We start from the raw sequence: 20,449 nt of genomic DNA, 5'->3' as shown, positions 1-20,449 counted from the left end.
CGGCTCTTGGCGGAAACTACTACAGAGCTAGCCGCTAGTGACTACGTGCTCCGGCCCAGAATCGGCCGTGTGCGCACGGCAGTGATATCCATGGCCACCAGTGGGCCGGGCAGGGCTCCACCCAGCACGGTGCGAACAGGATAAGGCTGTGGGAACCGGCGTGCGTAAACCTCATTGACCGCCGGAAAATTCATGGCGAAGTTCTCGATGATTACCGTCACCTTGACTACCTCCCGTAGGGTCAGGCCCACATCTGCCAAACCTCGCTCCAGATTGTCAACCACCGCTTCGGCTTGCGCCTCGATCCCGTCAGGAATACTGCCGGTGGCGGCATCGAAGGGACCTATCCCAGATGAATAAACTACTCCGTTCACTTCCGCCAGATGGCTGTAGGCGCCATAGGGAGTGCCCAACGCCGTGACATTGTGGAACTCCGCTGCTTTGTTCACGACTGGCCCTGAAGTTGTCCGGGAATGGATTCCAGCAGTTCTCTCGTGTACGCCTGGGTCGGAGACTTCAAGATCTGGGCTGCGGGCCCCGCTTCAATAACATCGCCAAAACGCATGACCACAATCTCATCCGACACTTGGCGGATCACGCCGAGGTCATGGGAGATGAACAAGTAGCTGAGGTTGAACTGCGCTTGGAGGTTAACTAGCAACTGGAGGATCTGTTCCTGGACTGAAACATCCAGGGCGGAGACGGGCTCATCCAACACCATCATTTCCGGGCCCAGCGCGAGTGCCCGCGCAATGGCGACGCGCTGGCGCTGGCCACCTGAGAGCTGCCCGGGGCGGCGGTTGATCAAGTCCGGTGAAAGTTGGACGCATTCCAACAATTCTTTGGCCGCCTCCGCCTGTCGTTTCCGGTCCCCCAGTTTAAACGCGCGCAGCGGCTCGGTAATGATGCGTTCCAACGTCATGCGCGGATCAAGAGACCCAAACGGATTTTGATACACCACCTGTATACGTCGTCTGAGCTGGCGAAGTTTTTCCCCTTGTAGTGTCGTGACATCTTCGCCGTCGAAAAGAACAGTGCCGGAATCTGCGCTGGCAATGCGGGCGGCAATACGAGCCGTGGTGGTCTTGCCCGAACCTGACTCCCCAACGATCGAGAGTGTCTGGCCTCGCTGCACCGCAAAGGAGACATTGTTAACGGCGGTCAGAACACTGGCGGGCGCACCGGGAGTGCGCAGCGCGAAGGTCTTGACCAGCTTCCGCACTTCCAAAACCGGAGCCAGACCTGGAACCGGTATTTTCTCAATGCCCTCAAAGCTGGTTTCGACTGAGATTGGACGTCCTGCAAACAGGGAACTCCCCAAGGGACCGCTGCTGCCGAAAGGTAAAAGCTGCGCCTGAAGTCGGGCGCTGTTTAAGCCTGGCGCAGCGGCGACGAGTCGCTGCGTGTAGGAGTGGGTGGGGTTCTCGAGCACCTCCTTTGCATGGCCCTGCTCCACAATGAGACCTTGTTGCATCACGAGGATTTCATCAGCACGATCTGCCGCAACGGCGAGGTCGTGTGTGACAAGCAACACCGCGGTGCCCCGCTCGGATGCAAGTCTTTCCATGCGGTCCAAAACCTGCCGTTGGACTGTTACATCCAAGGCGCTCGTGGGTTCATCCGCGATGACTAGATCGGGATTGCAGGCCCAGGCCATGCCGATCAGGACGCGTTGTCGCATACCGCCGGAGAGTTGATGCGGGTACTGGCCAGCACGAGCAGACGCATCAGGAATGCCTACTTCGCGCAGGATCTCCACGGCTCTCACTGCAGCTGCGGACGCGCTGCTTTTCTCGTGCAACCGAAGGGATTCGGCAATCTGCTCGCCGATCTTCATGAGCGGGTTGAGAGAGTTGCTGGGGTCTTGGGGCACGAAGCCGATGCGGGCACCGCGAATCCGTCGAAGCTTCTTTTCGCTTAGTTGAGTTAGGTTGATCCCATCGAACACGATGGAACCGGAGGTAATGCTCCCGCCCGTGGACAGCCTGCGGATGAGCGATTGAGAGATGGTGCTTTTTCCTGAGCCCGATTCACCCACGATCGCGACTATTTTTCCGCGTGGAATGCTGAAGCTTACTCCGCGCACAGCGGGGAACGTCTCTCCTGCGCTGTGATATTCAACCTGCAGTCCGCTGACTTGGAGAATGTCATCGACGGATTCACCAGCGGCGGGCGCGTCTAGGGGTCGCTGCGTCATTTGCTTGCTCCTAATTGCTGGGCCACACGGTTCACGGCAAGGACGACGGCGACTATCACCACGCCGGGCAAAATACTGAGCCACGGGGCGGTAGCCACAAATTCACGGCCCGAGGCAACGAGCGAGCCCCACTCGGGGGTGGGGGGCTGCGGGCCGAAGCCCAAGAAGCTCAATGCGGAAACGGAGAGTATCGCTGTGCCCAGTTCCAAGGCCGCCATGGAGATTACAGGTCTTGAGGCATTGGGCAGCACGTGGGAGAGAAGAATTGTGCCGCGGCGGACTCCAAGTGCACCAGCTGCCTCCACGTACTCTTCATTGCGCACTCGCAACACTTGAGATCGCATGACGCGGGCAAATGATCCGGCCGCGCCAAGGGCCACACCTACGGCGACAGACCATGGGCCAAACCCTAGGGAGGCCACGACGATCAATGCCAGCAGAATACCAGGAACTGCAATAAAAACGTCCACTACTCGCATGATGGCAAAGTCAATCTTTCCACCAACCGCTCCCGCCACCAAGCCCACGACAGCACCGACGCTTACCCCGATCAGAACGGCAAGTGCAGCTGCAGCAACGGACAATCTCGCTCCGTACACGACACGCGAGTACACGTCACGTCCCAGATGGTCGGTGCCAAACCAGTGCTCCGCACTGGGCGGCAGCATTTTTTCGGCAGCGACGCCTTCCAGAGGACTGTGAGTCGCGAATAGTGATGGTACTGCCACTGCCAGCAGGACAAGCAATAGAAAAATGGCCGACACGAGGAGCCCTGGCTTCTTGAGCAATCTCATGTTGTTGTCCTAACAGGTGCGGAATTCTCGGGAGCATCGGGCGCCGTGGGCGACCCCTTTGTTTTAGGGGTTGCAAGTGACGGACGGATACGAGGATCGATGAGACCGTAACTAATATCCACGAGCAGGTTCACCGATGAATAGACGATCGCAACTACGATCACCACCCCTTGGATCACGTTGATATCACGGCCAAGGACGGCGTTTACCGTCATACGACCAATACCGTCGCGGGAAAAGACGGTCTCCACGACGGCCGTTCCCCCCGCCAGGTATCCGATCTGTAGCCCCAAGATCGTGATGGACGCCAATAAAGAGTTGCGCAGCACGTGCCGGGTGAAGATGCGCCGTGGGGACAGACCCTTGGCAACGGCCGTAAAGACGTAGGCACCATTGGCGGCTTCGAAAACTGCAGCAGAGAATACTTGGAAGAAGATAGCACCGACGGGCAGGGCCAAGGTAACCGCCGGTAGCACCACGCTCAGTGGCTGACGTGTGCCTGAAGAGGGGAACCACCCCAGTCCGAAGGAGAAAACGCTAATAAAAACCAGTCCTGTCAGGAATGCCGGGATGGCTACACCCAACGGGGGAATCTGCATCAAGGTCTGGCGAAGCCAATTGGAACGAGTCAAAAATGCCAGATAAGTAACAACCACGGCCAGCAGAATCCCAATGACCAGCGCCAGACCCGCAATGGCGGCACTATGTGGCATCACCCGCGAAATCATGGTGGACACAGGCTGTCCGGTGGAGATCGAAGTACCAAAATTACCGGTAACCACACCGGTCAGATGACGGAAATACTGCTCCCAAAGTGTGCCATCCAGTCCGTACTGCACGCGCAGTCGTTCCAACGCTGCTGGGTCCGTGGTGGTGGCATCGCCGCCCTTGAGCGAGAGTGCCGCAAGTACAGGGTCTCCGGGCAAGAAGTGGATCAGCAGGAACGTCACCGTATAAGTTGCCCATATGACGAAGACAAACTGGAGCAGTTTCGGTGCCACAAATATCAAAGCGGTACGGGCGCGTTGCGCGGACGACGCTCCTGCTGAATCCATGTTTTTTCCTAACGCGGTTTACTGGTAGGTCTACTTGGCGATTGCCATGTCATACAAGTTGACTCGGGAAGCCGAATCAAAAACAATGCCAGAGACTTTGTTGGTGGATCCGTGCAGCTGAACCGTTTCCAGTGTAGGAATAATGTAGGCTTCCTTGATCACCAGCGCCTGAATCTTAGCCACTATTACCTGACGCGCAGCGGCGTCGCCCGTCCTGGACTGCTCTTCGAGCATCGATTCCAGTTCTGGGTTGTCCATAACGCCCCAGGCTGAGCTGGACTCTTTGGACAGCGCCACCCGCAGGACGTCGGGGTCGGTGCGGGTCAGGCCCGCACCGAGAAGTTCATAATCGTGGCTGGCCACGGCACCAAAGAAGTCACCGGCTGTGACCATCTTCAACTTCAAGTCAATGCCAATTTTTTTCAGTTGGATCTGGGCAGCTTCCAGAACATCCTGGGCATAGAACGCGGTCACAGTCGCACTGAGCTTCGCACCTCCCTTGGCATAAATCCCGTCAGCACCCATGGCCCAGCCGTCGGATTCCAGCATTGCTTTGGCTGCATCCGGGTTGTACTTCATCGCATCCGCTTGACTGACATAGCCATTGGTGGTGGACGTCAGAGCACTGGTCGGCGGCTTGCCGCTAGTGGATCCTGTCAGGGTATTGATCTCGTCCCGGTTTACACCGATCTGCATAGCCTGGCGCACCACTGCGTCCCCGAGCACACCTTTAGTGGTGTTGACAAACAACGAGTTCGGGATTCCCGGATTGGCTGCAGCGTAGAGATGAAATTCGTCTGTTTTGAAGCGTGCCTCATCGGCATAGGGAACATCCTGTATGACGTCAAACTCCCCCGACGCTAGCCCTCCAGTGCGGACGCTGTTTTCGGCAATGATGGGAAAGCTGATGTTTTGCACCAGCGCCTCACCTGTGTGCTTGCGCAACTCCGAACCCCAGTTGTAGCCAGCGCGCCGGCTGAGCTCTACAGAGTCGTTTTGCGTATATGAATCAAGAGTGAACGGACCTGAGCCGACAATGCTCTGGCACCGTTCTTCTGGAGTGGCTTTAGTGCTGGCATTACCGAGCATACTGAGGGTGGTGGTGGAGGTTCCCTGAAGAAACTGTGCGTTGGGGGCGGAGAAATTCACTTTGATGGTGGTGGGGTCGACAACATCGGTTCCTGTGTATCCGGCCAGTAACTGTGAAGCCAGTGATGCTTTGGCGCCCAATTTGAAAAGAGCGTCAAAGTTAGCCTTGACAACGTCCGCATTCAGCGGTGTTTCGTCACTGAAGGTCACACCGTCACGCAGTGTGAAGGTGAACTGGGTTAGGTCGTTGTTGGCTTCCCATGTCTTGGCCAGCCAAGGCTTGAGCGCACCAGTTGCGGGATCCTGATCCAGCAATGAATCAGTTAGCTGGCGGCTGACGTTCAGCGCGGTGGTCAACGTAACCTGCTGAGGATCCATACATCCCGGATCCTCTTTAAGGGCGAAAATTACTTTGTCGCCGGCGGCGTTGGAACCCCCGGATGAGCAGGAGGCAAGGGCGCTGCCTGCCAGCAACACCGTCAGGGCAAGTGCCCCGGTGCGCAATACGTTCAGTGATGCAGTTTTCACGAAAGGTCCTTGTCTAGAGTGAGTCATTAATAAATTGGCAGAGGCTACTGGGGCAGTTTGCCAAAGACAACACGGCCTCGGGAAACGACGGCCACAATGTTTTCAGTGCGCAGGTCAGAGATGTCTTCCCAGGGGCGCCCATTGATGATAATGAAGTCAGCGCCGAACCCTGGTTCCAGACGGCCCACTGTGTCACTCAGGCCCACGACATCAGCGGCATCGGACGTGGCAGAGACCAGAGCCCGTTCAGCGGTCCATTCGAATTTTTCCGCCATCAAACGGACCTCTTCCATCTGGTCGCCGAACTTAACCATGGATCCATTGGCATCCGTTCCCAGCACGAAGCGGACACCGGCAGCACCAGCACCCTCAAAGTTCAAGTCCCGTTCCTTAACAACAGCCTGTGCTTTTTCCTGCGCTTCGGAGGAAATGAAGATGCGTCCGTCCGCAATTGCGTCATTGATCAGCAAAGTGGGCGCCACGGGAATGTTGCGTTCCACTAGCACGGGCCAGTGCTCGCTTGTGATGCCTGTTCCGTGTTCGAGGGAATCCACTCCATGGGCCAGCGCAATGTCCACCCCTTCGCTGGAGTGCGTATGCGCTGCCACCGGCATGCTCAATGCGTGGGCCTCGTCAACGGTGGTGCTGATTTCTTCGTTGGTCTGGTTGCGCCAGCCAACCTTGTCTCCCATGGAGAGCACACCACCACTGGTATAGATCTTCACACCGTGCGCTCCAGCGCGTGCCCATTGACGAACCAGTTTGCGACATTCGTCGGGGCTGTCGGCCACTGGGTCGCGATGCGGGAAGTGGGGGGGTGTGAACAAGTCGCCGTGGCCTGCAGTCATCCCGACTTGGCCATGTACGAGCAGGCGCGGGCCCTCAATGATGCCTGCTTCGAATGCACGGCTGACGGCGAGCTGGTGGCGGTCACCTGCCAGGTCACGCAGGGTGGTGACACCGGCGCGGGCTGCCCTTTGGGCGTTGGCGGCGATGTGCAGCGTACGCTCTTCCGAAGGCGTGACCAGCGGCCACGACATCCAGTCCACTTTGCCGTCGCCGGCGTATCCACCTAAGTGGACATGTGTGTCGACGAGTCCGGGGATGACACTGTAACTGCTGACGTCGGAGTCAGCGCCATCGCTGACTCCGACGTCAGCTTCGCTGATTTCAACGATACTGTCATTTTCCCAGCTAATAGTTGAGGTGCCCCGGAAGGTTTGTCCATCCCAAAGTGTGACGCCGTTCAGGCGCTGCATGGGTGTGTGCTGGCTCATGATTTTCCTGTCCCGCGCCCGAGCGATGATGCCCGGACAGAGTGTTGTGGGCTGTTGTGGAACGTGCTTGGTGCAATGACTCTGATGTTCTTATTTTGCCTGATGCGGTGTCGTGCATGCACGTCACCAGGATTGACTTTGCTGTTTTATGCGCCGAGTGCCTCGAGAAACTTTTCGTGAAACGTCTCCGAATCGATGCTTTCGACGATTCGGATGACACCCTTCGTACGAGCATCCGTTGGCGCCGGACGCGTCTTACGCAGGTCCCCCACAAGGGCACCCCGGCTGGGCCCCTGGCCCAGTTCCACATAAGCATTCACTAGCCGGTAGCCGCCCAACTCAGGATCCAATGCCAACGCCATGGCCAGCGGATCATGCAGGACACAGGTGCGCACCCCCATGGTCTTTTCATGGAAGTCGAGGTAATGCGCCATGATCTTCCAGGCGAATTTGGCTCGTTTGTCAGTGCTGTTTTCAATACGGGCCAACGCTTCCGACGAAAGAACGGTGGCCAACGTGATCTCCAGGCCCACGAAAACAACATCCCATTCAGCGTCAACTACCAGTTGGGCTGCCTCGGGGTCGTGCCAGACGTTCGCCTCAGCGGTGGGGCTGATATTGCCCTCCACGCCAACGGCACCACCCATCACCACAACACGCTTAATCAGCTGGGGTAGCTGCGGTTCCAATAGCAGGGCCAGACCAATATTGGTCATCGGACCAATCGCGAGCAGCACAAGCTCACCCGGGTGCAACCGTGCTTGTGCCACTATTTCTGCAGCAGCGAGTGTGCCAGAAATCTGCCGGGTCGACTCAGGGAGATGTGAATTGCCTAGCCCATCGTCACCGTGCACGAACTCGGCGGTGTGCAGTTCCTGTGCGAAGGGCCGGGCGGCACCCTGATGTACCGGGACGTCGGTCAACCCCACGGCGTCGAGCAAGGTCAGGGTGTTGCGGGTTCCGCGTTCCACCGGGACATTGCCGTGGGTGACGGTGCACAGCCTGAAGTCTGCACCGTGGTAAGCGCCGTACAAGATGGCAAGGGCGTCGTCGATGCCGGTGTCACAGTCAAGAATGAGCGGAGTTGTCATGGTTGTGTCCTACTTGATGAGGCTGGGGGCTTGGTACATGCTGAAGTTGTGGTAATCCGGGGCAAGAAATTCGCCATGGGAAAAGCGTCTTGTCCCGCATCTTAGTCCCAGAGATGACATCAATGTGCTTCAAGACAATGAATTGTCGTTGAGTCATCACGTATTTTCCTTGGGCTCTTCTTGTAGTTTCGTGAAGAAGGGCCTTGGGAATGCCTGCCATTAATCATAAGGAACTGACGTGGATTGTTGGCTGTGTGCACCGCAGGATGATCTCAGTCTCAGCGAGTAGTCACATGTGGTGTGAAGTACGCCGTCGTGAACATTGCGGTTGAGAAGTCCCACGGCGGCACGGGCAATGTCTTTCAGTGGCTGTACCACCGTGGAGATGCTGGGGTGGGAGTATTCCGAATCATCGGTGCCGTCAAAGGATATGACGGCCAATTCTTGTGGGACACGGATGCCGTGTCTGGCAGCGGCGAGCAGAAGTCCCAGGGCTTGCTGCTCGTTGGACGCAAAAATTGCTTCAGGCAGCTCGTCATCCCCAAAGAGCCGGTTCCCTGCATCTAGTCCCCCACTGCGGGAAAACGGTGCCTCCAAGCACCAGCGCAAGTCGACCTGCAGTTTGGCAGTTTCCAAGGCTGCTTCCCAGCCTCGACGGCGGTCTCTAGCCGTGAAAAGATGTGAAGGCCCGGCAATGATGCCGATTTTTTGGTAACCGTGTTCAATGAGGTGCTTGGTGGCGGCCTCGGCCCCGGCCACGTTGTCAACTGCCACGGACGACACTTCACCGCGTTGGTCCGCGCGGTCAAGCATAACCACCGGAACTTTGGCGTTGATGGCACCTTCTACCTCAGGCGCGGAGTCCACTCCGATGAACAGGGCCCCATCAATCTGTTGGCGAAGGAACATGCGCAGCAACAGTTGTTCACGCTCCTTGCTTTCGGCAGAATCTCCAAGCAAAAGAACCTTACCGTGTGCGGACACCTCGTCCGCCAACTCGTGCGCCAGAGCGGCGAAGAACGGGTTGGAGATGTCCGGAACAATCAACCCATAGGTCCCGCTGACACCAGAGGCGAGTGCCTGGGCGATACTGTTGGGTGTGTAGCCAACTAGATCGATGGCTGCCAAAACGCGTGCTCTTGTGCTCTCGGCCACGGGTCGTGGCCCGCCGTTGACCACATAGCTGACAACCGCAGCTGAAGTACCCGCTTCCCGGGCAACATCCTCTCGTGTAACACTTCTTGAATTTCTTCTACTCATCAAGGAGCCCAAATTTTGCCGGTTGCCATCAGGAGTGCAAGTTGCTTTGCGCAGGGGTATGAACTCGCCGTACCGGTTCGCCTGACTGCGATGGACCCAGCTGCTACGCCAGCGCACACAGCATCACGCAAAGACGCACCCCCCGACAACAACGCCACCGCAGCACCGGCAAAGGCATCTCCTGCACCAGTGGTGTCAACCACTTGCTCAGGCAGAGGGGATGGTTGATGCCAAGAGCCGGCGCCGTCAGATGCAACAGCCCCGGCCGTTCCCAAAGTTATGATTGCGGATTTGGCCAGTTTTTCGGCCACCAGTTGTGCAGCGGCGAGGGCAGACGGCAGGTCCTCGAGTGGAGCCTCGCAGCCGGTGAAGCTACGCAACAGAGTCTGGGCTTCCCCTTCGTTCATGATCAGAGGGTCAGCTAGTGCGAGCACCTCCTTGTTCAGCTCGATGAACGGGGCGAGGTTCAAGACAAAACGAATGCCCAGAGCTTGGCATTGCCGGGCAAACGCCTCCACAGCTTCGACCGACGTCTCCCCCTGAGCAAGCCCTACTGTGATTGGTGCCAGCGACAGGTCCAGGGCCTGCAAAAATTTCTGGCTGAGTTCCGTTATGCAGATCCTTGCGTTGGCTCCGGGCACAACCGCGATGGTATTTTCCCCTTGGGAATTTACCGTGACGTGCGCCGCACCCGTGGGATCATCGTCCGATGTCATCAGCAGTTGCCGCGAGACGCCAAAGCTATCCAGCTGTTCCCGGGCGAAATCCCCGGCCATATCCTCACCGATCTGTGCAAGAAACTGTACCTCCGCACCCAATAGGGCGGCCGCCATGGCCTGGTTGGCACCTTTGCCGCCAAGACCCGCCGCGCTGCTGCGGGCCAAAATCGTTTCCCCGGGCTCCGGAAAAGAATCCACATGAATGAACGTGTCCACGTTGATCGAACCCAAGACGATTGCGCTGCCGGTCGGCAACATCGCGTCATCAGTGGACTTCAAACTGTATTCCTTGGGTCGGATTGCGCCAGTCGATGCAGCAAATCCGGTAGTCCGGACGTGTCCTGCCTCATATCTACGCGCGTAGATTTAGTTGATAGGGAATCATAGACACGGATGTTGCTAAGAGTCATAGCGCCAATGAGGCCCTTGGATGGTTGCTGTCAGAACCGGTACCTGCAGGCAGAATTGGTGGTGAGCCATTGTGATGTCGCTGGCGGGATCCTTACTTCCGCACCAGATTCGATCAGCGGGAGTGTGTGCGCATTAGAGCACAAGCCACTTCCCGGCGGACCGGCGGAAGAGGCGGAGCATGCCAGAGACGGCCACGGTGTTCACACCATGGGCCATGGAAGCCGCAGCGTTGCGCGCCTGCTGGTTCTCGGCGTCGTACTCGCTGGCTTCAACCATGAAGCGCACCGTGATTCGCGGTACGCCTGCCACAACATCGAGCTGGTTGGCCTCCACGACGTGGGCGGCACCCACGGTGAAAACGGCCATGTCCATGACTTCTTCGGGGGCGTGGCCGGGACGCAGCCCGGTGATTTGGATGGTGGCACGGAAGGAAGGCATTCCCCCAGCCTAAATGAAGGTTGCCGGAACTGGGATCCGGCAACCTTCACGCGTTGCCTATCCCGTGTTGCGCAGGCCGGCGGCCACGCCGTTGATGGTGATCAGCATGGCCCGTTGCAGCCGCTCGTCCACGTCTGCCTTGGTGATGTCCGCTTCGCGGACTCGGCGCAGCAACTCAACCTGGAGGTAGGAAATCGGGTCAAGGTACTGGTCGCGGACATTCAGCGAGCGCTTGAGTAGCGGCTGGTTGTCCAGCAGCTCGGTTTCGCCCGTGAGCAGCTGCAGCTCGGCCACCGTGAGGTCGTATTCGGCACGAATGGTGGCGAAGAGGTGGTGCAGCGGTTCCGGCACCAGGGTGCGCACGTAGTGGGCGGCGATGTCCATATCCGTCTTGGCCATCGTCATTTCCACGTTGGAAATGGTGGAGGAGAAGAAGTGCCAGTTTTCCAGCATTTCCTTCAGCTTTGCTTCGCGGCCTGCCTCGCGAGCCGCCTTCAAGCCGGAGCCCACGCCGAACCAGCCGGGCACGATCTGCCGCGACTGCGTCCAGCCGAACACCCACGGGATGGCGCGCAGGCCGCCCAGCCCCGAGCCGGAATCGGGGCGCTTGGACGGGCGTGAACCAATGTTCAAGCTGCCCAGCTGTTCCACCGGGGTGGAGGCCAGGAAGTAGGCAGGCAGGTCCTCGTGGTCAATCAAGGTCCGGTAGGTGCCGAAGGCTGCGTCGGACATGATTTCCATGATGTCGCCGAAGCGGCCCAGATCGTCTTCGGAGTGGCGCGGGGCCTGGTGCAGCGCCGAGCCCTGCATGACTGCGGCCAGTGAGAGTTCAAGGTTTTCGCGGGCCAGTTCCGGCAGGGAGTATTTGTCGGAGATGACCTCGCCCTGTTCGGTGAACTTGATGGCGCCTTCCAGGACGCCGTTGGGCTGGGCGAGGATGGCGTCGTAGGTGGGTCCGCCGCCGCGGCCCACGGATCCGCCGCGGCCGTGGAACATGCGCACGTTCACGCCGTGCTTGATGGCCACATCGCGAAGCTTGCGCTGGGTTTTGTGGATCTCCCACTGCGAAGTCAGCACGCCGGATTCCTTGTTGGAGTCCGAGTAGCCGAGCATGATTTCCTGCACGTCGCCGCGCAGGCGGACCAGCTCGCGGTAGGCCGGGTCGGAGAGCAGCTGGTCCACGATTTCCGCCGAAGCGCGCAGTTCATCAACCGTTTCCAGCAGCGGCGCAAAGCCGATCTTGGCGTAGCGGTTCTCCCCCGTGAGCTGGACCAGGCCTGCTTCGCGGGCCAGCACGGCCGGCGCCAGCACGTCGTCGGCGCCGCGCGTCATGGAGATGATGTACGTTTCGATGACATCCGGGCCGTACGTGCGCAAGGCGCGGCGCACCACACGGAAGACGTCGTACGTACCGTTGGCGGCGCCGTCGAGCTTGATCGGGTGGCCGGACAGGGGACGTTGGCTGGCCAGTTCGGCACTGAGCACGCCCATGCGCTCTGCGCGGTCCAGCCCAGCGTAGGGCTTGCCCAGCTCGCCCACCCGGTCAATGAGCTGGCCGACGGCGTCGTGGTGGTAGTCGGCGTGTTCGCGGATGTCAAGGGTGGCAAGGTGCAGCCCGAAGGAGGCGATGGCGCGGCGCACCGACGCCAGGGCGCCGTCGGCCACCAAAGTGGCGGAGTTGTTGCGCAGCGAATCTTCCAGTAGCTGCAGGTCATCCAGCAGCTCAGCGGTGGTGCCGTAATCGTAGCCGTGCTCGTGGTGGGAGTCGGCGGCGACCCTCTGCTGGGTGTTAGCCAGCTTGGCCTTGATGCAGGCAAGCTTCAGGCGGTAGGGCTCGTCGGCGTTCAGCTCGAGGAGGCGGGCGTCAAGGCCCGGCAGCTTGGCCATGTCCGCGGCGATGGAATCGGTCAGTGCGGCATCGGCGCCGTACAGGGAACTGGAGTTGGAGAGGACGCTCAGCAGCTCGTCGATCAGCACCGTGGCGATCTTGATGGCGTGCTGATTCTGCAGCACCAGCACTTCACGGGTGACGTCGGAGGTGACGTTGGGGTTGCCGTCGCGGTCGCCACCGATCCAGGAACCAAAACGCAGCGGTGCCGCGTCCGAAGGCAGGGTCACGCCGTGGCCTGCAAGTAGCTCGCTGAGTTCGGTCAGGACCTCCGGCATGGCGTCGGTGAGGATGTTACGCAGGTAGTAGATGGCGTTGCGGGCCTCGTCCATGGGAGTGGGGCGGACTTTGCGGAGCTCATCGGTCTGCCACATCTGGTCGATGATTTCCGCCAGCTTGCGGTCCTGGCGGGCGCGGGCGGTGCTGCCCTCGGCCGACTCGGTGGAAAGGATGTCGGAGAGCTTGCGGACCTTGTCCAGCACGGAGCGCCGTGAGGCTTCGGTGGGGTGGGCGGTGAAGATGGGGCGGACGTCGAGGTCGTTGACAACGTCCTGCAGTGCGTCCTTGCCGGCCTTTTCGGCAATCTCGGCGACGGCCTTGGCCAGCCAGCCGTCCTGTTCGCTGCGGCTGCGCAGGCTGCGCACACGGTGCACCTGCTCGGCGGCATTGGCCAGGTGGAAATAGAACGCGAAGGCGCGGACCAAATCAGTTGCCTGGTCCAGCGGCAGGGAGGCGAGAACTTCGCGGACCTGCTCTGCGACGTCGTTCGCGCTCCACGGGCCGGTGCCGGTTTCCCCGCGGGCGGCTTCCTTGGATTCCTTGGTCAGCAGGCGCACCTGCTCCACCATGGCCAGCAATTCGGGGCCGTGCTGGCGCACCAACGATTCACCCAACAGGGTACTGACGCGGCGCACATCGCGGCGCAGATCGGTGTCCGGTTCCGCGTCATGGGCAGCGCCCTGGGGGTTCGGTTGCATGTCCAAGCTCATGAGTCATCGTCCTTACGGTCTGTGATTCTGGAGTTCTCGTATGCGACGTTGAATACGGGTGCGCCCCGGGACAGGGCCTTTCGGATCCTACGTGGGGTTGGTTGGCCGGTGCCAATCCGTCTCAAATAATGACGTGCTCAGGCATCCTCATACAGCGCGTGCGCCTGCTGCCAGCATGGGTGAAAGTCATCCCACCAGTGCTGCCAGTCGACGCTTTTTCCGTCCAGCGCTTCATGCAAATGATCCAAGTGCACGTGCCATCCGGCCAGCGACATCAGCACCACTTCCTCCGGCACGGAGAGCACATTGCGAAAGATCAGTTCCGTACCTCCCCCCGCCAGCGCCAGCTCCATACGGATCCGCCCGTGCATGGTGTTGGTGAATTCAAGCAGCCGCGGCTCTTCGGCTTCAACGACGCGCCCGTACCACCAGTCCGTTTCAATGCCGTGGCCTTCGTCCTTGACGTTGAGCCACTTCAAGTCAAAGGAGGAGCCCGTCTTGGCGTGCCCGCGAACCTTCGCCCACCACATCGGCGTCTTTTCCGGGTTGGTGAGCATGTCCCACAGCTTGTCCGGCGCCACCGGGTAGTGGCGGGTGAACGCAAGTTCCGTCCGCTCTTCGTCCAGCACGGTGGCCGTGCCAAGCGGGAATCGGGTCATGTCCTTGTTCAACTGAGCGTTTGTTGCCATGGCCCCATTCTCTCACCGAGGCGCGCACCTGTCGGAATAGGCGCCCGCCGGCGGCCGTTGTGCCTACAGTGGACAGACCGCCCACGTTTCCTAGGAGCACCATGAGCACCAGCACGAACATCAGCACCGGAGAACTCGAGCGCCTCACCGCCCGCTGGGAACGTTTTCGCACCGGCCGCAACAGCTCGCTGGACGATCCTCACGGCTGGCTTTCCCTGACGTCCTTCCAGTGGCTCCCCGCAACGTCTTCCGCCTTGGCGGGCGTCCCGGGACTGTGGAGTGTTGAGGGCACGACGGCGGTTCTTGCGGCGAGTGCCGAGGACCACCTGACGCTGGTGAAGACTGGCAAACCGGTGGTGGGCGCCATCTCGGTGGAGCTGGCCGATGAGCAGTCCCTGATGTGGGTTGCCAGCGGTTCGGTGGTCGTCGAGCTGGGGATGCGCGCCAACCGCTACATGATCCGCACCCGGGATTCGCAGGCTCCCATGCTTGCCTCTTTCAAGGGAGTACCGGTTTTTGACTACAACCCGAAGCTTGTTCTGACGGGACATTTTGTGCCGTACGCCGAGCCTCGCATCGAGATCATCAAAACGGCCAACCCCGAGGTCCCGGGCCTTGCAACGCTGGTGGGCGAGGTGTCCTTTGAACTGGACGGAACCAGCTATTCGCTGGCTGCCGAGGAAGGCGCCCTTGGTTCGCTGACCATTACCTTCTCCGATGCCAGCAACAATGTCAGCACCGCCCATTGGCGCAAGCTTGAATTGACCAGGCCCCGCCCGGACGGCACGGTGGTGGTGGATTTCAACAGGGCCATCAACTACCCGAGCGCGTTCAGCGACTTTGGCACGTGCCCTGCACCCGTCGCCGGAAACACCCTGCCCGTTGTTGTAGAAGCCGGCGAGCGCGACCCGAGGAAATAGCGTTCCCGCTTGAAGCGTGGAGCTGATATCGGGTTGGCGTTGCACTGGGATCGTTTGGTATCGACGTCCGGCTTACGATTCCAGTGAGATGGTCGCGAGAAAGATTCCTTGCCGGGACAGATTTGTAGCCTCGGATGTAAGGCTGGCGCTCTGGCTGCGTTACTGGGAAATCTTGTCAGAATGCACCGCCAGTGCTGCCTTCGCCCACCACGGTCCCTTTGGATGCCGTTGTCACGAGGCTGGCGTTCGATCGCCCACTAGGACAACCAGGGGCCAACAATCCCACACCGACAATCCATATCGTGAATTGCCGAATCCATGAGACTTGTATGCCCTGCAAAGTCTCAACATCAAGGAAAAATAGTCCTCACCGGGAAACAACAGGAGAAGATTCATGACACGTCTTGGATACGCCCGATGGAGCACCGTAGTTCTGCGGGGCAGGTGGCCGGTCGAGAGGGATCTGCTCGACCAGCCAAGACGGCCTTGGTTCTCCATTGGAATCAAGGCTGTCCTCCTGCACTTTTATTGCATCAGATGATCATCAGATCCTGGCCGGCCACAATCTTCCCATCAAAGCCCTTCCTTGCATCGGCCAGCCACGTCCCCTCCGGGACAGCAGGGCTGCCGGGCACGAAGTGTGAGAGCACCAGCTGCTCGACTCCCGCCCGTGCTGCTATCTCCCCCACGTCGGTGGAGGAGGTGTGTGAGTTGATCAGGTGTTCGCGCAACCGTTGACCGTTGGAACGCTGTAGAAGTGGATTGATACTGGGGATGTGCATGACCTCGTGGACCAGCACATCCGCGCCCTTGGCCAGTTCAACGAGCGAATCGCAAGGTGTCGTGTCTCCCGAGATCACGTAGGAGCGGTCCTCGGTGTCAACGCGGTAGGCAAGGGCCGGAATCGGAGGATGGTTCACCCAAGCTGCCGTGATCCGCACACGGTCGTCTTCAAATACCACGCCGGGTTCGGTCACGTCCTTCGCGGTGATCATGGTGTCGAACGCGGGCCTGCCTTCGTCAATGATCCTGGTCTGAACATCGGTGGTTGAATAGGCCAGAAAGGATTCCCAGATCTTGGACCAGGGTGCCGGGCCGAACGTGGACACCGGTCCCTGTAGGTTCGCGCACCAGGCCAGATGAAGCAGCGTTCCGGCATCGGCATTATGGTCACTATGGTGGTGGGTGATTCCAACTGCTCGGATCGAGTCGAACGGCAGTTTGGCAAAGGCCATTTGCCGTGCGACTCCGTTGCCGGCATCGATGATGTAGGTTGCATCCCCCACCACAATGGCGTTGCAAGCTGCATTGCGTTCGGCTTTCGGTGTGGGTCCGCCGCCGGTGCCCAGTAAGACGAGTTGGCTTTTCATGCTTGGTCCTTATCTTTTGTCTGGATCAGCGCACATGGCGTAGGAATTCGCGGGTACGTTCGTGCTGTGGGTTGTCAAAGACGTCCTCTGGGGAGCCGGTTTCGATGATGACTCCTGCGTCCATGACGACCACGGAGTCGGCGACTTCCCTCGCAAAGGCCATTTCGTGGGTGACCACGATCATCGTCATGCCACCTTGGGCCAGGTCCTTCATGACTTTCAGGACTTCACCCACCAGTTCGGGGTCCAGCGCGGAGGTCGGCTCATCGAAAAGCATGACCTTCGGGTTCATGGCTAGTGCCCGGGCGATGGCAACGCGTTGTTGTTGCCCGCCTGAGAGCGCAGAGGGGTAGGCGTTGCGCTTGTTGGCCAAACCGACCTTGTCCAGCAATTCCATGGCCTGCTTGGTGACGTTGGCCTTGCCCGACTTCTTCAGCAAAGTCGGGGCCAGCGTGATGTTTTGAAGCACCGTGTAGTGCGGGAAGAGGTTGAAGTGCTGGAACACCATGCCGATGTCTTGGCGCTACCTGTCGATCTTGGCGCGCGGCCGCTCATGCATCTGCCCGTCGCGTTCTTCGTAGGCGAGGGTTTGTCCGGACATCGTGATGCGTCCGGCGTCAATGGATTCGAGGTGATTGATGCAGCGCAGCAAAGTTGATTTGCCCGAGCCTGAGGGGCCGAGCAGGCAGGCCGCCGTGCCTTCGGGCACTTTCAGGCTGACACCCTTGAGTACGTGAAGGTTTGAGTAGAACTTGTTGACTTCAGAAATTTCCAGCAATGCTGAGTGCGTCATGGTTAAACCGATACCTTTCGCTGGCCGCGCTCAAGGCGGTGTTCCAAGATGGATTGGCCGACTGTCGCAATTCCGGTGATCAAGAGGTACCAGGCCGAGGCGATGACCAGCAGTTCGAGTGTTCGCAGGTTGGTGGCTGCAATGTTCTGAGCTTCGGTCAACAAGTCACCGCCGGCGATGACCGAAACCAGTGAGGTCATCTTGATCATGGTCACGAACTGGCTGCCGGCCGGCGGGAGAATCACCCGCATGGCCTGGGGAAGAATCACTTTGAACATTGAATGTGCAGGCCCCAGGCCCAATGCGGTTGCTGCTTCGCGTTGACCCTGGTCCACGGAGCGCAGGCCGGAGCGGATCACCTCGCCCATGTAGGCAGCCTCGTTGATGGCCAATGCCAAGATCGATGCGATGAACGGGGTGACGAGGTTGTTCATGTCCCACGTGACCCAAATTTCGTTCTGGTTAAACGGGTTCACAATATCCAACTTGGACCAGAACAGTGCCAAGTTGCCCATGAACAGGATCAACACCAGCAGCGGGATGCTCCGGATCAATGCCACGTAGCCGAAACCTATGGCCCGCAGGACTGGGTTGGCGGACAACCGCATGACAGCGACCAAGAATCCGCCGGCGGTGCCGATGACCATGGAAATCAGGGCCAGGACAATGGTGTTCTTTACCCCGGTGAGGATCGCGTCTGCGGTGAGATACTTATAGATCGTCTGGTGGTCCAAGGCCGGGTTCAACCACAGGCCCAGCCCGCCCCAGACAACCACGGCTGTGGCGGTGATGCCAAAGACGATGCGCCAGGGGTGGCGCTTTGCGGCCACCCGATCCGGTGCACCGGCCAGCGCGGTGTTGTGTCGTGTATCCACGGCGTTTGTCATTTGCTTTCCTTAACTGGTGCAGCCAAGGCGAGGTCTTCGGTGTTCCACTTCTTCAGGATCTTGGCAATGGTGCCATCGGTCTGCATCATGTCCAGTGCCGATTGGATCGAGTCGTGGAGCGCAGGGTCGCCTTTTGCAGTGATGATGCCGATGGGCTGCAGTTGGTAGGTTGTCTCACCGCCCATTTCAAAGATGGACTTTGTGGCTTTTTGCTCCGTGATGTAACGCATCACGGGGGTGTTCCCCAGGAACGCGGCATCGCGGCCGGCCTGGACCGAAAGTCGCGCATCGCCGGGGGCGCTGTACTGGTCAATCTGGATCGGTTTCTTGTCCTCGGCAACGCACTTTTTGCTGGTGTCTTCGGCCAGTTCCAGCTGTGCACCACCGCGAACGATGGCTACTGAAAGCCCGCACAGGTCATCAACGGAATGGATCCCCTGCGGGTTTCCGCGGCGGACCAGTGGGGATGTCGCTTGATTCATGTAGTTGGCGAAGTCCACTGCTGCGCGGCGCTGCTCGGTGTCGCCGATCAAGTCCATGCCGGCGTCGACCTTTCCCGACTGGACTGCGGGGATCAGCCCGGCAAAGGGAAGCTGCGTCCACTCGATCTTCACGCCAAGCCTCTTGCCCACTTCATCGGCAATATCTTTGTTGATGCCCTCTATGGTGTTGGAGGCGTTGACCTGAAAGATGAGCGGCGGCGAAGCCAGCTGCGAACCGATCACTAAGACACCCTTGTCCTTGATCGCGGCGGGAAGTTCGACGAGCCGGGTATAAGCAGCTTTTTGTTCGGCACCGGTTGCGTTGGCGGATACCCCGGGGCGCAGGACGACGCAGCCGCTGAGTGCCACGGCCGCGGCCAGCCCCAAGGAAAGTGCGGTGGCGGCCGCAAAAAAAGTTCGGCGCATCTCTTCACCTTTCGTTTTCGTTGTGCGAAAATGATATTCGCTACTCGAAATAGTATGAACGTGACGCAGGTCTCCCGTCAAGGGGGTGATCTACCAACTCGACAACAACCAAGGGGTGCACAATGGGTGCAGAAGATCAGCGAAATGAGTATGTCCAGTCCTTCGAGCGTGGATTGGCGGTCATTTCGTCATTCGACGGATCCCCGCTGACGCTGTCGGAGGTCGCCCAACGGGTGAATATGCCCCCCGCTGCGGCGCGGCGCTACCTGAGCACACTGACTCAACTTGGCTATTTCGCTCACCGGAACGGCAGATTCTCTGCACAGGCCAAACTGCTGGAGCTCTCCAACCCCTATTTCGGCGCAAACGATTCAACGTTACGGGCGCAAGCCACCCTGATGGAACTCACACAGCAGCTCAACGAAACCACGTCCCTAACTCAGCTCGAAGGCAGCGAGGTCGTCAATGTACTAGACATCACATCCAAGCACGAACTGTCCATTCAGATTGTCCCCGGACGAAAGCTGCCCGGATACTGCACAGCCATGGGACGCGCCATGCTTTCATTACTGTCTGCCAAGGAAGTACGGACAATCCTGGAAGAAACCCACCTTGTGCGGCATACCATCCACACACTCACACGCCTCGAGGACATCCTGGGACAGATCCAGCTTGCCGCCGACCAAGGCTATGCCCTGGTCGAGGAGGAACACACCCTCGGAATCCGCACCATGTCCATAGCCTTCAGGCTTCCTCAGGGACAACTAGCCGCTCTTAGCGCACCGACCCCCACTGCCCGAGAAACCCGCCAGGAGTACATCACCCGGGTCCAGGGTCCGCTTATGGAGGCCGTCGCCTCCATGAAACGGGCAACAGCAAAGCCGGAGACCACTGATGCTGGCCCGGTGCCCCTGAACGTATCCTGAACCCCCAAGTTGGGGTCTACCCGAAATGGACGTCAGGCATGATGCCTTCTCACCCGTCAGAATGAAGTCCTTTCTCAATTTATTGACAGGTGTTCAGGCCTCCTGACGTAGCTGTTGCTTGAGGAAAAAACTTTCCCGTATTCTCGGTGTTTTCTTTGGTGAAACCCTTTTAATCTCACCCGAAATACGATATAGTTTATGATAGGAAAGTAGTAGTGCC

At 59.2% G+C, this 20,449-nt stretch carries 17 protein-coding genes and 1 pseudogene; 2 read left to right on the top strand and 16 right to left on the bottom strand.

Translation table 11 applies throughout. The annotated features are described in order from the left end of the window. Nucleotides 1-41: 41 nt before the first annotated feature. From JMA46_RS11940 to JMA46_RS11885, 12 genes are all read right to left on the bottom strand, one after another. Nucleotides 42-449, bottom strand: coding sequence for a RidA family protein (locus JMA46_RS11940; protein ID WP_207345568.1), 408 nt, complete (start codon nucleotides 447-449; stop codon nucleotides 42-44). Beyond that, entirely contained in the window at nucleotides 446-2,197 is a 1,752-nt protein-coding gene (locus tag JMA46_RS11935) for an ABC transporter ATP-binding protein (protein WP_207345567.1), read from the bottom strand. The genes JMA46_RS11940 and JMA46_RS11935 overlap by 4 nt, the downstream gene beginning before the upstream one ends. Continuing rightward, entirely contained in the window at nucleotides 2,194-2,991 is a 798-nt protein-coding gene (locus tag JMA46_RS11930; RefSeq protein WP_207345565.1) for an ABC transporter permease, read from the bottom strand. The genes JMA46_RS11935 and JMA46_RS11930 overlap by 4 nt, the downstream gene beginning before the upstream one ends. Beyond that, nucleotides 2,988-4,046 (bottom strand): ABC transporter permease, encoded by a 1,059-nt coding sequence (locus JMA46_RS11925; protein WP_207345563.1) that lies wholly within the window; start codon nucleotides 4,044-4,046, stop codon nucleotides 2,988-2,990. The genes JMA46_RS11930 and JMA46_RS11925 overlap by 4 nt, the downstream gene beginning before the upstream one ends. Before the next feature lie 30 nt (nucleotides 4,047-4,076). Continuing rightward, the gene (locus tag JMA46_RS11920; protein WP_207345562.1) at nucleotides 4,077-5,663 is read right to left on the bottom strand and encodes an ABC transporter substrate-binding protein; all 1,587 of its coding nucleotides are present in this window, start codon (nucleotides 5,661-5,663) and stop codon (nucleotides 4,077-4,079) included. Between the two features lie 44 nt (nucleotides 5,664-5,707). Next, nucleotides 5,708-6,940 (bottom strand): amidohydrolase family protein, encoded by a 1,233-nt coding sequence (locus JMA46_RS11915; RefSeq protein ID WP_207345561.1) that lies wholly within the window; start codon nucleotides 6,938-6,940, stop codon nucleotides 5,708-5,710. Between the two features lie 146 nt (nucleotides 6,941-7,086). Then, nucleotides 7,087-8,031, bottom strand: coding sequence for a nucleoside hydrolase (locus JMA46_RS11910; protein WP_207345559.1), 945 nt, complete (start codon nucleotides 8,029-8,031; stop codon nucleotides 7,087-7,089). 219 nt (nucleotides 8,032-8,250) lie between these two features. Continuing rightward, nucleotides 8,251-9,291: a LacI family DNA-binding transcriptional regulator gene (locus tag JMA46_RS11905; protein ID WP_207345557.1), complete on the bottom strand. Its 1,041-nt coding sequence runs from the start codon at nucleotides 9,289-9,291 to the stop codon at nucleotides 8,251-8,253. Next, nucleotides 9,291-10,289 (bottom strand): ribokinase, encoded by a 999-nt coding sequence (locus JMA46_RS11900; protein WP_207345555.1) that lies wholly within the window; start codon nucleotides 10,287-10,289, stop codon nucleotides 9,291-9,293. The genes JMA46_RS11905 and JMA46_RS11900 overlap by 1 nt, the downstream gene beginning before the upstream one ends. A 264-nt stretch (nucleotides 10,290-10,553) precedes the next feature. Then, a complete protein-coding gene (locus JMA46_RS11895; RefSeq protein WP_207345554.1) occupies nucleotides 10,554-10,859 on the bottom strand; it encodes a hypothetical protein in 306 nt (101 codons plus the stop codon). A gap of 57 nt (nucleotides 10,860-10,916) precedes the next feature. Next, entirely contained in the window at nucleotides 10,917-13,724 is a 2,808-nt protein-coding gene (gene ppc, locus JMA46_RS11890; protein WP_207345596.1) for a phosphoenolpyruvate carboxylase, read from the bottom strand. A 149-nt stretch (nucleotides 13,725-13,873) separates the two neighbouring features. Further along, on the bottom strand, nucleotides 13,874-14,425 hold the full coding sequence (locus tag JMA46_RS11885; RefSeq protein ID WP_207345552.1) for an SRPBCC domain-containing protein: 552 nt from the start codon (nucleotides 14,423-14,425) through the stop codon (nucleotides 13,874-13,876). A 101-nt stretch (nucleotides 14,426-14,526) separates the two neighbouring features. Here JMA46_RS11885 and JMA46_RS11880 point away from each other — a divergent pair, with 101 nt between their 5' ends. Then, nucleotides 14,527-15,345, top strand: coding sequence for a DUF1684 domain-containing protein (locus tag JMA46_RS11880; protein ID WP_207345551.1), 819 nt, complete (start codon nucleotides 14,527-14,529; stop codon nucleotides 15,343-15,345). A 533-nt stretch (nucleotides 15,346-15,878) separates the two neighbouring features. Here JMA46_RS11880 and JMA46_RS11875 read toward each other — a convergent pair. The 4 genes and pseudogenes from JMA46_RS11875 to JMA46_RS11860 all read right to left on the bottom strand — a co-directional run bounded on the left by JMA46_RS11875 (nucleotide 15,879) and on the right by JMA46_RS11860 (nucleotide 19,303). Next, complete coding sequence (locus tag JMA46_RS11875; RefSeq protein WP_207345550.1) at nucleotides 15,879-16,715, bottom strand: MBL fold metallo-hydrolase; 837 nt, start codon at nucleotides 16,713-16,715, stop codon at nucleotides 15,879-15,881. A 25-nt stretch (nucleotides 16,716-16,740) separates the two neighbouring features. Next, nucleotides 16,741-17,508: pseudogene (locus tag JMA46_RS11870) on the bottom strand (amino acid ABC transporter ATP-binding protein). Between the two features lie 2 nt (nucleotides 17,509-17,510). Next, entirely contained in the window at nucleotides 17,511-18,395 is an 885-nt protein-coding gene (locus JMA46_RS11865; protein WP_207345549.1) for an amino acid ABC transporter permease, read from the bottom strand. Next, a complete protein-coding gene (locus JMA46_RS11860) occupies nucleotides 18,392-19,303 on the bottom strand; it encodes an ABC transporter substrate-binding protein (RefSeq protein WP_207345548.1) in 912 nt (303 codons plus the stop codon). The genes JMA46_RS11865 and JMA46_RS11860 overlap by 4 nt, the downstream gene beginning before the upstream one ends. A 122-nt stretch (nucleotides 19,304-19,425) precedes the next feature. On the opposite strand from JMA46_RS11860, the gene JMA46_RS11855 reads away from it, so the two are divergent. Next, a complete protein-coding gene (locus JMA46_RS11855; protein ID WP_207345547.1) occupies nucleotides 19,426-20,229 on the top strand; it encodes an IclR family transcriptional regulator C-terminal domain-containing protein in 804 nt (267 codons plus the stop codon). Nucleotides 20,230-20,449: the final 220 nt, after the last annotated feature.

The organism is Arthrobacter sp. E3, from assembly GCF_017353415.1.
Classification (GTDB): Bacteria; Actinomycetota; Actinomycetes; order Actinomycetales; family Micrococcaceae; genus Specibacter.
The sequence above is the reverse complement of the archived record's forward strand: the minus strand, read 5'-3'. Positions and strand labels throughout refer to the sequence as shown.